This is a genomic window from Shouchella patagoniensis (genome assembly GCF_002019705.1).
GTDB lineage: Bacteria > Bacillota > Bacilli > Bacillales > Bacillaceae_D > Shouchella > Shouchella patagoniensis.
This window is the reverse complement of record NZ_KV917377.1, coordinates 959,786-971,774: the sequence shown is the minus strand read 5'-3', so window position 1 is coordinate 971,774 and position 11,989 is coordinate 959,786. Positions and strand designations below refer to the sequence as shown.

16 protein-coding genes are annotated in these 11,989 nt (G+C 38.8%); 11 read left to right on the top strand and 5 right to left on the bottom strand.

Features of this window, described 5'->3' with window-relative positions; translation table 11 throughout:
- Positions 1-31: 31 nt before the first annotated feature.
- The gene (locus tag BK584_RS05230) at positions 32-958 is read right to left on the bottom strand and encodes a COX15/CtaA family protein (protein ID WP_367579284.1); all 927 of its coding nucleotides are present in this window, start codon (positions 956-958) and stop codon (positions 32-34) included.
- A gap of 376 nt (positions 959-1,334) precedes the next feature.
- Between BK584_RS05230 and coxB the strand changes: the two genes are divergently transcribed.
- From coxB to BK584_RS05200, 6 genes are all read left to right on the top strand, one after another.
- Complete coding sequence (coxB, locus tag BK584_RS05225) at positions 1,335-2,369, top strand: cytochrome c oxidase subunit II (RefSeq protein ID WP_078391615.1); 1,035 nt, start codon at positions 1,335-1,337, stop codon at positions 2,367-2,369.
- Between the two features lie 34 nt (positions 2,370-2,403).
- Complete coding sequence (ctaD, locus tag BK584_RS05220) at positions 2,404-4,278, top strand: cytochrome c oxidase subunit I (protein ID WP_078391614.1); 1,875 nt, start codon at positions 2,404-2,406, stop codon at positions 4,276-4,278.
- The gene (locus BK584_RS05215; RefSeq protein ID WP_078391613.1) at positions 4,278-4,901 is read left to right on the top strand and encodes a cytochrome (ubi)quinol oxidase subunit III; all 624 of its coding nucleotides are present in this window, start codon (positions 4,278-4,280) and stop codon (positions 4,899-4,901) included. Before ctaD ends, BK584_RS05215 begins: the two co-directional genes overlap by 1 nt.
- 1 nt (position 4,902) lies before the next feature.
- Positions 4,903-5,250, top strand: coding sequence for a cytochrome C oxidase subunit IV family protein (locus tag BK584_RS05210; protein WP_078391612.1), 348 nt, complete (start codon positions 4,903-4,905; stop codon positions 5,248-5,250).
- 132 nt (positions 5,251-5,382) lie between these two features.
- Positions 5,383-5,928 (top strand): DUF420 domain-containing protein, encoded by a 546-nt coding sequence (locus tag BK584_RS05205; RefSeq protein ID WP_078391611.1) that lies wholly within the window; start codon positions 5,383-5,385, stop codon positions 5,926-5,928.
- Between the two features lie 75 nt (positions 5,929-6,003).
- Entirely contained in the window at positions 6,004-6,471 is a 468-nt protein-coding gene (locus tag BK584_RS05200; RefSeq protein WP_078391610.1) for a TcaA NTF2-like domain-containing protein, read from the top strand.
- Between the two features lie 108 nt (positions 6,472-6,579).
- Here BK584_RS05200 and BK584_RS05195 read toward each other — a convergent pair whose 3' ends face one another.
- A complete protein-coding gene (locus BK584_RS05195; protein ID WP_078391609.1) occupies positions 6,580-6,933 on the bottom strand; it encodes a YugN family protein in 354 nt (117 codons plus the stop codon).
- Positions 6,934-7,130: 197 nt separating this feature from the next.
- Here BK584_RS05195 and BK584_RS05190 point away from each other — a divergent pair, with 197 nt between their 5' ends.
- On the top strand, positions 7,131-8,246 hold the full coding sequence (locus BK584_RS05190) for a CAP domain-containing protein (protein ID WP_169871073.1): 1,116 nt from the start codon (positions 7,131-7,133) through the stop codon (positions 8,244-8,246).
- A gap of 249 nt (positions 8,247-8,495) precedes the next feature.
- On the opposite strand, the gene BK584_RS05185 is transcribed toward BK584_RS05190, so the two are convergent.
- Complete coding sequence (locus tag BK584_RS05185) at positions 8,496-8,978, bottom strand: PaaI family thioesterase (RefSeq protein ID WP_078391607.1); 483 nt, start codon at positions 8,976-8,978, stop codon at positions 8,496-8,498.
- A 143-nt stretch (positions 8,979-9,121) separates the two neighbouring features.
- On the opposite strand from BK584_RS05185, the gene BK584_RS05180 reads away from it, so the two are divergent.
- Positions 9,122-9,586 (top strand): YlbD family protein, encoded by a 465-nt coding sequence (locus tag BK584_RS05180; protein ID WP_078391606.1) that lies wholly within the window; start codon positions 9,122-9,124, stop codon positions 9,584-9,586.
- Between the two features lie 13 nt (positions 9,587-9,599).
- On the top strand, positions 9,600-9,866 hold the full coding sequence (locus tag BK584_RS05175) for a YlbE-like family protein (RefSeq protein WP_078391605.1): 267 nt from the start codon (positions 9,600-9,602) through the stop codon (positions 9,864-9,866).
- Position 9,867: 1 nt separating this feature from the next.
- Here BK584_RS05175 and BK584_RS05170 read toward each other — a convergent pair whose 3' ends face one another.
- Entirely contained in the window at positions 9,868-10,641 is a 774-nt protein-coding gene (locus tag BK584_RS05170; RefSeq protein WP_078391604.1) for an ATP-grasp domain-containing protein, read from the bottom strand.
- 117 nt (positions 10,642-10,758) lie between these two features.
- Between BK584_RS05170 and BK584_RS05165 the strand changes: the two genes are divergently transcribed.
- Positions 10,759-11,199: a YlbF/YmcA family competence regulator gene (locus tag BK584_RS05165; protein WP_078391603.1), complete on the top strand. Its 441-nt coding sequence runs from the start codon at positions 10,759-10,761 to the stop codon at positions 11,197-11,199.
- 85 nt (positions 11,200-11,284) lie between these two features.
- Entirely contained in the window at positions 11,285-11,563 is a 279-nt protein-coding gene (locus tag BK584_RS05160) for a YlbG family protein (RefSeq protein ID WP_078391602.1), read from the top strand.
- A 24-nt stretch (positions 11,564-11,587) separates the two neighbouring features.
- Here BK584_RS05160 and BK584_RS05155 read toward each other — a convergent pair whose 3' ends face one another.
- The gene (locus BK584_RS05155; protein WP_078391601.1) at positions 11,588-11,956 is read right to left on the bottom strand and encodes a DUF7147 family protein; all 369 of its coding nucleotides are present in this window, start codon (positions 11,954-11,956) and stop codon (positions 11,588-11,590) included.
- Positions 11,957-11,989 lie beyond the last annotated feature (33 nt).

The following is an 11,989-nucleotide window of genomic DNA, read 5'->3' as shown; positions in this document are numbered from 1 at the left end:
CCCGCTTGGCAATTTGCCAGGCGGGATTTTCTTATTTTTTATAGCGGTCTTTATTTTTACGAGTAACTAGCATTACCATGTAACAAAGAACTGTGAATAAAAGGGAAATTAACAATGCATGGAATATACCAATTGTTAGTGTGGCGTTTTCTGTTAGTACGACAGCAATTCCAGAAGCGGCTTGTCCAGCAACTAGAAGAATGGTAAGTGTCGCACAGAAAACTAAAACACTTTGTTTGCGAAATGCTTTTAACGTCCATATAAATAAAATAATTAACAATAACGCTAGCAACATTGCTGCAGCGCGATGAAGTAACTGAACGCCAATTAAATCATGAAAAACGCTTGGAATTAATTCACCGTTACAAAGTGGAAAACCAGAACAAGCGAGGGTAGCATTTTTATGTTTAACATATGCACCAGTGTAAATTGCTAAGTATGCATAAATCGTTGTGACAATCACAAACCACTTGTATGCTTTGGAGACGATCGGTACATACTGTTTTCGAGGGTTACTATCTTCAAATGCGAGTCGTGTTAATAAAACGACTGAAGCAAATGAGAGAGCTGAAAAACCAAAGTGAAGAGCCATAATGAGATCAGACTGACCAAAAACAACAGCGCCAGCTCCTAGCAAACCTTGAAAAATAATCATAAATACAGAGATGATAGACAATGATTTTGTTTCTGGTAAATGTTTTAACGCTCTCCAAGACCAAATGGCCATAAAGATAACGAGCATTCCTACTATACCTGCAATTAAGCGGTGTGAGAATTCAATGACGGTTTCTGGTGGTGGATCAATTGGAATCACTTGTCCAAAGCAAAGTGGCCACGTTTGTCCGCACCCTTCACCTGACCCAGTATTCGTAACAAGAGCCCCTTGAATAAGGACGAGCAAAACGCCTAAAGAGGTGATGACGCCAAATCTTTTTAATCCTTTATGCAATCGTTTCACCTTTCCTTCTATAAACTTGTTGTAAAATATGATAAAGTTAGGTTGGGTCTTAACGTACTTCCTCCATGATAAGAAAATTAGCGGGGTAAAGTCAATTTTTCAGTTGCGAACATTCTTTGACGTTTGTGAATATGAAAATCCTGTGAACAAAAGGAATTTGATGAAACCGCCCACATTTTGGGGTATAATCAAGTAGAAGCTTATTGAAAAGAGTTTGACAACTACGAGATGGGCTTACCGTTATGCTAATTTTCGCATGTCTTTTTTTGCTGAAAAAATGTATACGGTTGCGTATGGGTTTGGACAAACAGCATGGAAGTAGCTGTTATTAGGAAAGGATTAAGACAAATAGTACAGAAAGTGAGGGACAACACCAATGTTTAAAAACCACATGTGGCGCCTTACGCCGGTTTTGCTTATGCTTGTTTTTTTATCAGGCTGTTTAGGCGAAGAGAACCTGACTGCACTTGATCCAAAAGGGGAAGCTGCACAATGGATTTATGATAATATGATCATCTCGCTTATTATTATGGCGTTTGTATCTATTGTCGTATTTGCGATTTTCTTTATCATAGTCATTAAATTCCGCCGGAAAGAAGGCGATGATGAGCTTCCAAAACAAGTGCATGGTAATACTGCGATGGAAATTACGTGGACAGTCATTCCTGTTATTTTGCTCATTATTTTATTTATTCCAACGGTTACAGGAACGTTTGAATTTCATGTCGATGCAGATCCAGCGGAACATGAAGATTCAGTGTACATAAACGTAACTGGTCATCAGTATTGGTGGCAATTTGATTATGAAGAAGGGTTTACTGCGGGGCAAGAAGTATATATTCCTGCTGGAGAACGAGTTGTTTTTGAATTAAATGCAGAAGATGTCATTCACTCATTCTGGGTGCCAGCACTTGGAGGTAAAGTGGATAATATTCCAGGAATATCGAATGCATTATGGTTGCAAGCAGATGAACCTGGTGTTTTTCTAGGGAAATGTGCCGAATTATGTGGTCCTTCTCATGCCTTAATGGATTTTAAAGTCATTGCACTTGAACGTGATGATTATGATGCGTGGGTGGAGGAAATGTCAGCTGTTGAAACCGAAGACACAATGGCAGATGCTGAAGCTGGTTATGAAGTTTTCCAAGAAAATGCATGTATCAATTGCCATGCAGTTGGGGGACAAGGTACAGCAATGGGTCCAGCTTTAACAAACTTTGGAGATCGTCAAAAATTTGCAGGTGTCTATGATTTTGATGACGATGAAGCTTTAGCGAATTGGATTAGAGACCCACAATCAATGAAGCAAGGAAACAATATGCCAGATCATCCTGAGATTGGCGATGAGGATATGGCTGATTTGATTGAGTATTTGCGTTCATTGCAAATTCGTGGGGCTGACCAAGACTAATAAATAGGATGAACGTGTAAAGGAGGGTCTTGTATTGGCTAGTTATAAAAAAGAAAAAGGCGTTGTGTGGGACTGGTTAACAACAGTCGACCATAAAAAACTTGGCATCATGTATTTGATTGCTGGGACGTTGTTTTTCTTGAAAGCAGGTTTAATGGCTGTATTTATGCGAATCCAGCTTATTATGCCTGATAATACATTTTTGAGCGGTCAGACATTTAATGAATTTATAACAATGCATGGAACGATTATGTTGTTCCTCGCAGCAACGCCGCTATTATTTGCTTTTATGAATTTTGTCATACCCTTGCAAATTGGGGCACGAGATGTTGCATTTCCATTTGTAAATGCACTCGGTTTCTGGATTTTCTTGTCTGGAGGATTATTGCTTTCAACAAGTTGGTTCTTTGGTGGAGGGCCAGATGCAGGGTGGACAGCCTATGTACCATTATCACTGAATGAAAACCAACTTGGATTAGATTTTTATGTGCTTGGTTTGCAAGTTTCTGGGATTGGTACGCTTATCTCAGCAATTAACTTCCTTGTTACAATCATTAACATGCGTGCACCTGGGATGACAATGATGCGTCTACCACTATTTGTATGGACATCCTTTGTTACATCAACATTGATCTTATTCGCGTTTACACCATTAGCTGCAGGTCTTGCTTTGCTAATGCTAGAACGGATCTTTGATGCACAGTTCTTTAATCCAGCTGCAGGAGGAAATGTTGTTATTTGGCAGCACATTTTCTGGATTTTTGGACACCCGGAAGTATACATTTTAGTATTGCCTGCATTTGGGATTATTTCTGAAGTTATCCCTGCCTTTTCAAGAAAACGCCTATTTGGTTATACAGCAATGGTGTTTGCGACAATGATTATCGCTTTTCTTGGATTCATGGTTTGGGCGCACCATATGTTTACAGTTGGTATTGGGCCGGTCGCAAACTCAATCTTTGCAATTGCAACAATGACAATTGCTGTGCCAACAGGTATAAAGATATTCAACTGGCTATTTACAATGTGGGGCGGGAAAATTACATTTAACACTGCAATGTTATTTGCCTCCTCTTTTGTTCCTACGTTTGTTCTAGGTGGTGTAACTGGTGTTATGCTTGCAATGGCACCGGTCGATTACTTATACCATGATACGTATTTTGTAGTTGCTCACTTCCACTACATTATTGTTGGAGGAATCGTACTTGCATTGTTTGCAGGACTGTTTTACTGGTATCCAAAAATGTTTAATCATAAGCTGAATGAGAAGTTAGGTGTTATCTTCTTTATCCTTTTCACAATCGGCTTCCATATGACATTCTTTGTGCAACACTTCTTAGGTTTGATGGGGATGCCACGTCGTGTATATACATACCTAGGTGGTCAAGGTCTTGATGAATTTAACATGATTAGTACAATTGGCACGTTCTTTATGTCAGCGGCAGTTATTGTTCTAGTCATTAATATCGTTTACTCTGCAATAAAAGGGGAACGTGTTATTGGTGTTAATGATCCATGGGATGCTCGTACACTTGAATGGGCTACACCAACTCCAGTTCCAGAGTATAATTTTGCACAAACTCCTCAAGTGCGATCACTTGATCCTTTGTTCTATGAAAAAGTGCATGGTGATGGAACGATGAAACCTGCGGAACCAGTAGATGACATTCATATGCCAAACGGATCAATTTTACCAGTAGTTATTTCAATTGGGCTTTATTTCCTTGGTTTTGGATTAATCATGCTTGAAATGGAAAACCCAATGCTTAGTCCTTGGATCGTTGTTGCTTTAGGTGGATTGTTAACATTTGGTGGTATGGCATTACGCTCTTTAAATGATGACCATGGTTACCATATTCCAAAAAGTGTTGTTAAAGCGGATCTTAAAAAACAGGGAGGTGGCAAATAATGGCTGGTACAGTCGATACTACAAAAGGATTGCCATCTCACCCGGAGCGGGCAACACTTGAAGGGAAAAATAAGTTTCTTGGTTTTTGGTTCTTTCTTGGCGGAGAAACGATTATGTTTGCTACCTTCTTTGGAACATATTTAGGTTTGAGAAATGGAATCGGAGATGGTCCATCATCGTCTGAACTGTTTACGTTACCTTTAGTTTTTCTCATGACAATGATTTTATTAACTAGTTCCATGACAAGTGTCTTTGCGATGTTTGCGATGAAAAAGAATAAGTTTAAACAAATGATGGCATGGATGATTGTAACGGTTGTGCTTGGTATGGTTTTCTTAGGACTCGAAATTTATGAGTTCCAGCATTATGTCCATGATTATGAATTTGGCTTCACAACTAGCGCATTTTCATCCGCATTCTATACATTAGTTGGACTTCATGGTGCCCATGTACTATTTGGACTAGGTTGGATTACATTGCTAATCGTGCGAAATATCCGCTCAGGTATTACGCTCACGAATGCACCAAAATTCTATGTCGCAAGTCTTTACTGGCATTTTATTGACGTCGTTTGGGTATTTATCTTTACTGTTGTTTACTTAATGGGAGCGGGAGGATATTAATATGGCTGACGATCACTTAAGCAAACCGTTTGATAAAAGCGCAATGACTGCCGAAGAAAAACGCGATATGAAAAAAGATATTCGTAAGCAAATTGTTGTTTTTGTATTGTTGCTCTTTTTAACAGTGCTTGCATTTGCAGCAGTTGCGGCTGAGGCAGTTCCAAATAGTTTTGCAGTACCATTTATTTTAATTTTGGCTGTTGTTCAGCTGTTGCTCCAACTACTGTTCTTTATGCACATGAAAGATAAAGATCATACTTGGGCCACTGTATTTATGATTACTGGTATCTTTGTTACAATGCCAACGATTGTGGCACTTATGTTGCTTATCGGTGTTGTTAAGTATTAAGACTAATAAACTCTGCCGAATTTCGGCAGAGTTTTTAAATGTTCATCAGATTGAAACATGCCAGTTGGTGTTGAGATATATGGTTTTGTAGTATACTAAATAAATCAGTGCTTAACATTAGGAGTGGTGAAGATGAACAGTGGCTCTAATCAGCCTGTAAAAAAAAGAAACTATCGACCAGCAATAATTATTATTTCAATTGTATTAATAGGTGCGATTGGTATACTTGCGGGTCTACCTGGTGTGGATGACTTTGATTTATTTGATGTCACCATTCTGCCTTTAATGAATGCGATTTTTAACACATTTACATTCTTATTTTTAGTAGGAGCACTTATCGCGATATTGAAGCGAAAGGTGACTGTACATCGCCGTTTTATTTACGCTGCGTTTGGAACAACAACTTTTTTCCTAATTACTTATGTTGCCCACCATTTTCTCTCTGAATCGACCGCGTATGGCGGGAGCGGTTTTTTGATGTATTTCTATTATTTCATTTTGATTACACATATTGTTTTAGCTGCCGCTATTGTTCCTCTAGCCTTAACAAGTGTTGCTAGGGCGTGGAATATGGAGAATGAACGTCATAAAAAAATAGCCCGTTGGACGATGCCAATATGGCTATATGTTAGTTTTACAGGTGTGTTAGTTTACATCTTGATTTCACCTTACTATTAATGGTTCCCCTTTTTGCTGGTGTTCGTTATACTTGGAGACACGAGTTTAAAGGTTAGGTAACAGAAAGGACAAGCAGTGAAACGTTTTTTAGCAAGCAGTTTCGTATTGCTAACAATGGTACTTGGAGGTTGTGGTTATTCAGAACCAGAAGAACTTGAGGCCGTTTCTGATGATCTTGCTGATGAGTTAACCGCTTTTGTGACTGCTTATAAAGAAGAGATGATTCAAGCTATAAACGAAAATAAAACAGATAGACTTGAAGAAGAGTTTCTAATTCCAAACACTTCTTTTTATCATGCACTACATCGGTACAGGGAAGATTTGCAGAAAAATGGATCGTTCAAAGAACTTGTCTCTTTTGAAGTTGAGTCTGCTTGGTACGAACCTGATGAAGGAGACTATTTTGTAGATGCTACTGAAGAAGTCCGAATAATAACTGGCGATGAAAGCGAAGAAATTAAGCGTCATGTCCGTTTCCATGTAGCAGAAGGGTCTGATGATAGCTATCGGTTATATGCAATAATCGATCAAACAAATAAATAAATACGCATATAACGATTCTTTTTAAATTGTGACGTTGCTCTGTTGTTGCAAGGCTTCCTAGTAGCGTGAATTCTAAAAAAAAGAGCCGTCTGTGCGACAGCTCTTTTTTTACATTTCACTTTTAATCGTTTTCGCTAAAAGAGATAGTTTCTTTTCGCATTTATCAATGATTGCTTGTGGAAAAGTTTCACCTTCATATTCAACTCCATGGGGATAATAATGCTTTCCAAGAATTGGAGGCATGATTTGCACCATGGTAGTTGCTGCAGGTATGTCACCTTTCACACTATAAACAGGAACACGTAAATAAAATGTTCCTTCGTGATGTACCATTTTGTAGTCAAACATGGCACGTTCATAATCCCATTGGTCCGCGTGGACAAATCCTAGAGATTCTGCAGCGTGATGCGCGATTGAGAATTTCACTTCATGTTCATCAAGTCCTGTTTCGGTAAATTTCACAGGTTTTCCTCCTTAACTGGCAACTGTTTCTCACTTCTTAATCATAGTATGAAACGCTTTCGTATGCAACGGTAAACGCTATCTTTTCACTTAAGTTCATTTAAAGACAGAAAAAGACACATTGCACCAAGACTAGTGAAAGGATATTGATAACAAAATCCGAATGTATGATAAATGCTGAAAGGGGTGTGGAGCAAATGATTAAACGTTTGGTATTGCTTGGAGTGTTATCAGCGATTTTGGCTGTCTTAGTATATGAATACACTCAGTATCCTATAAATGAAACAAGTGCTTCTTTCGTTAAGAAAAAACAATCTTCTTTGGTGGAAGGGAAAGAACTTACATATCCAGCACGTTTTGAACGTTTAAATGAAGATGAAGAAACTGACGAAGTCGAAGAAGTGAATGAAACCGAACAAGCTGCAGAAGCAACCGTTAATCTTGGCGCTTTACTAGAAAGTTCTAGTGAAGATGTATTATCCAGCTTTGGTGAACCAGAAAGACGAGACCCTTCCGCTTTTGGATACACTTCTTGGGTATATCCTCAGTTTGAAAATGGGTACATGATTATTGGCGTAGAACAAGATCGTGTTGTTAGTATTGTGGCAAGTGGTACTCTTGTAAGTGGTCTTTTAGGAAATGAAAGGGCAGGGTTTAGTGAACTTGCTTCATCATTTACATTTGAAAGGAATGTGCCGGTTGAAACAGAGTCTGGCCTGTTTACATTTCGTTTAACAGATTTAGATTTTGAAATGAGGCCTCTCGCGCAAGTTGAAGATAATTGGTTGCAAGTATATATGGATATTCATACAGATGAGGTATCTTCGATCCGTTTGATGACATCAGATGTTTTATTAAAACAAAAGCCTTATTCACTAAGTTATACTGCGGATTTGCCGGAAAAGCCAACTTTAACCGAAGAAGAACAGAAAGAAGTTGAAGCAGCGAACGAACGTCAAATATTCGAACATACAAACCATATTCGTACCTATCACAATCTACACACGCTGGAATGGTCTGAAGAAGTTTCTGACATAGCTTATCTTCACTCTCTAGATATGCATGATGAACAATATTTTGACCATAAGTCACCGTTGCGGGGAACTTTAACTGACCGTTTTGAAACGGGAGGAGTTCCTTTTGAGAGGGCCGGTGAGAATATTGCATTGAAATATGTAGACGGTATTGCAGCCGTCGAGGGATGGTTAAATAGTGAGGGGCATCGGGTAAATTTGTTGCACCATGACTTTACATACCTCGGGGTAGGTGTGTATGGTGAGTATTATACGCAAAATTTCTGGAAACCACAGTGAGAGAAGAATCAACTACGTAAATAAAATAAACTGCATTGTCATTGTGAGGATATCTGATAATCACAATGACAATGCAGTTTTTATTTTTATTTACTAGGAACAAGAAAGTTAAGAGAGTGATTTATTTATCTTTCATTTGTAGTGATAGATGAACCTCTAATCATTGTTCGGATGAGATTAGTAGTGTAAACTTCAAAGGTTTGGTCCCTAGAAAGAGAATTCCGACCCTTTGAACTTAAAAAATAAACGCTACTTTCTAGGGATAACAAAGAAAGTGCCAGTTGCTTTTGCGATCATTCGATTACGATCATCAAAAGCATTTCCTTCAACTACGATAAGTTGTTTACCTGCATGGACAACGGTAGCTTTGCATTCAAGTGTTTTCCCTGTACCAGGACGTAGGTAATGGATGTTTAGCTGAGATGTAACAGCGGTTAAATGATCTGGTAACACTTGCATAGCAGCACCGCCCATGGCTGAGTCCAGTAAGGTAGCTGTCATACCGCCATGGACAATGTTTAATGGGTTATGGATTAAAGGTGTAATAGGGACACGAATGGCGAAGGTATCCTTGTTTGGTATGGTTGCTTCTGCATGAGTGATACCTGATAAATATGTAAGTTGCTCTTTTCTTTGTGTGGCGAGCAACCCGTCAATAATTTGGTCGAGTACAGCTGTTTCTTCATCCGTTGCTTCTTGCAAATAAGAGTGTATTTTTTTGTTTAGATCCAAATTCAGTCACCTTTTCATCAGTCGTTTTCAAAACATCTTTTCTAGTGTATCAAATCTACCCTAACGATAGCAAAAAAAAGATGAACGTTGGACCGGGCTAATGGATATACTATTATATAATTTGAATTGAAGGGATGATACAGATGGAAAGCCAATCCAATTTGCATCCTTCTGTACAGGAATTCAAGGAATTCGTCAAAAAGCACCCAGGCATAATGACAGAAGTCCAAGAGGGGCATCGGAAGCTCCAACATGTATATGAAGAATGGACCGTACTTGGCGCAGATCATGAGCAATGGAGAGCGTTTATGCAAGAGCCTATTCAAGAAGAAAAAGTGGATGCAAACGTGAATCAAAAACAAGATGAAAATCAAACGAGTGAGAATGCTACATCGTCAGATGAATCTGGCGCTGGTGGTACAGGTGAATTTTTAGGGCAATTAATGGGGCTTGTGAAGAAGATGAATGTTCAAGACTTACAATCTCATTTAACTCAGTTTAGTTCTGTACTAGGAAATGTTCAAAATTTAATGCAGACGTTTCAAAAGCCTCAGGAACCAGTAAGGAGACAAGAAAGTGATTCACCATTTTCATTTCGTAGAGATTAAGAGGTGATGAGCGATGAGAGAAGAAATTCGCAGAAAATTAATTGAACAACCAGAGTTAAAAGAGTTTCTTCGATATCATCCACAATGGTACCGAAGTTTGTCGAGACAACCTGAAAAAATTAGTGAGATGGAAAAAGAAGCAAATTATTTTTACGGGAAAACGTTTCCGCAACGGGTAGAAAAAATGCAGAACAATGTAAGCATGGTTATGATGCTGATGGAAATGATTAAAATGGGGCAGAGTACGGTGACTGAAACTGTACAGTCAGTAACGAATTAGCTTAAGCTGATTCGTTACTGATTATTTTAATATAGTCAAAAATAAAGTTCTCAACACGTAGACCTTGTTCTTGAAAACCTTGATTTCCAAAGAGTGTATTAAATTCAAGAATGTATAAGTGATCATTGGTTACGATGATATCAAATCCAGCATGATTAATGTTTAAAGAGCGAGCAGTACGTTCTACTAGTTCGATTGCAGCTTCGGGAACATTATCAAATGAAATTTCTCCTCCTTGCGCTACGTTGTTATGGAAACCGTCCTCGTTTACACGCCAATAGCTGTTCACAACTTTATCGCCTATGACACAAAGGCGTAAGTCTCGGTAATTTTCAATGTATTCTTGTACATATAGCACATCATGATTCCTTGCATAATTTAAGAAATCTTCTTTTGTATGAATGAGAAAGACGCCTTTTCCCATTGACGAGCGGACAGTCTTCGCTACAAATGGGAATGTAAATGTATTTAGAATTTCATCTATTGTTGTTGTACTTGTCCCCAAGATACGTGTTTTTGGTACATGCTCCCTGCAAACAGTCCACAGGGCACGAGTCATTTCAATTTTGCTATAACCTAGTTGAATGCTTTCGATACTCGGAAAAATCGCTTTTTTATGACCGTAAACGAGGCTTGTTACTTGCCAGTTCTCAGGAAATAAGCACAAATCAGCTGCTTGTATTTTTTTATGCTCATCAAACATTTTCTCTGGTTTAACATAATCAATCCCCGGAATACCGATTGTACGAAAGGGGTTAAATGTTATAAGGTTCACATACTTCTCCTCCTAGCTAATCGCAAAAAGTATAAGTGGGATTTGTCTTAATGTCAATGTGAAAACCACTGTAGGTTTGAAAGAGTTCGTGCTACAATATGAAGGGGAGGTGCAATCATGCTTGCAACAATGGATGCAATGGAGATGCTTCAGGCATCGGACGAATTAGCGGCGATGGTCATAGAGTCGGATGTGTTTGAGGATTATCGTATGGCACGCAATCGTTTGAATGAAAGCCCGGAAGCTCAAGCTAAAGTTGAGCGTTTCAAGAAAGTGAAGCTCGCTCATGAAGAAGTGCAGCGGTTCGGGAAATACCATCCAGATTATACTTCTGTCTCAAAAGAAATACGCGTTGCAAAACGTGAATTAGATAAAGATGAGCGGATTATGGCTTTTAAACAGGCAGAGACGGAGCTAGAGTCACTGTTAAATGAGTTAAGTGCTGTGATTGCTCACACTGTCTCACCCTCGATTAAAGTACCAACGGGGAACCCGTTTTTTGATTCCATGTCATGCAGTGGTGGCTGCGGATCTGGAAAAGGATGCAGCTGCGGATAGCGGCTGCATGATTTTTTGTATTTTGTACATATAGAAAGAATTGTGATAAAATACAGACGAGAATTTTTCAAAAGGAGCCGTTCGAATGATCAGCCAAAATCGCCAAGGAATTGTTGTGTGGCTAACTTCATTAAAATATGCGAGACAGCTGCGACGTTTTGGGCATGTGCAATACGTTTCAAAGAAGATGAAGTATGTGGTTTTTTATTGTGATCAGGCTAAAGTTGCGGAATTAATGGACAAGCTTTCCTCATTTCACTTCGTTACTGATGTTAAGCCTTCGATGAGGCCATTCATTAGCACAGATTATCAGAATGCAAAACCAGATAAAGCAAAGGAATATGATTATAAATTAGGGATCTAAACCAGGCCAAGTGCCTGGTTTATTTTATCGCATTGGTGGAAGAATATGTTGCATGCGCAATAAACCAAGCAAATATTGATTATATAGTGCTCGGTCGTAAAAAGAGCTTTTCTCTTGGACACATATTACATGGACGTGATGACCAAGGCTTGTAGCAAGCTCCTCAAATTGTGAAATTCGTTTGCTGTTTTTATGTAGACCTTCACAACACAAATAGATTGGCATAAAACGAGTGTCTGTTGGAGGAGAGAGGGCCACGGCGAGAGATACTTTGTTCTCGCCTGCTTCTAGTTGTATACATGAATGGATGCGAGAAGCATTGTTTTTTGTTAGCTCAATAAGTTCAAAATAATCGGCATAGCCTTCTCCAAGTTCAATAAATCGTTGTATCATTATATACTCCTTTACCCTAGTTTGCTAAAACGA

Bases quoted from the DNA above. Each gene is read 5' to 3' on its own strand.
- coxB (WP_078391615.1), top strand. From the start codon at position 1,335: ATGTTTAAAAACCACATGTGGCGCCTTACGCCGGTTTTGCTTATGCTT.
- BK584_RS05215 (WP_078391613.1), top strand. From the start codon at position 4,278: ATGGCTGGTACAGTCGATACTACAAAAGGATTGCCATCTCACCCGGAG.
- BK584_RS05210 (WP_078391612.1), top strand. From the start codon at position 4,903: ATGGCTGACGATCACTTAAGCAAACCGTTTGATAAAAGCGCAATGACT.
- BK584_RS05205 (WP_078391611.1), top strand. From the start codon at position 5,383: ATGAACAGTGGCTCTAATCAGCCTGTAAAAAAAAGAAACTATCGACCA.
- BK584_RS05190 (WP_169871073.1), top strand. From the start codon at position 7,131: ATGATTAAACGTTTGGTATTGCTTGGAGTGTTATCAGCGATTTTGGCT.
- BK584_RS05180 (WP_078391606.1), top strand. From the start codon at position 9,122: ATGGAAAGCCAATCCAATTTGCATCCTTCTGTACAGGAATTCAAGGAA.
- BK584_RS05175 (WP_078391605.1), top strand. From the start codon at position 9,600: ATGAGAGAAGAAATTCGCAGAAAATTAATTGAACAACCAGAGTTAAAA.
- BK584_RS05165 (WP_078391603.1), top strand. From the start codon at position 10,759: ATGCTTGCAACAATGGATGCAATGGAGATGCTTCAGGCATCGGACGAA.
- BK584_RS05160 (WP_078391602.1), top strand. From the start codon at position 11,285: ATGATCAGCCAAAATCGCCAAGGAATTGTTGTGTGGCTAACTTCATTA.
- BK584_RS05155 (WP_078391601.1), bottom strand. From the start codon at position 11,956: ATGATACAACGATTTATTGAACTTGGAGAAGGCTATGCCGATTATTTT.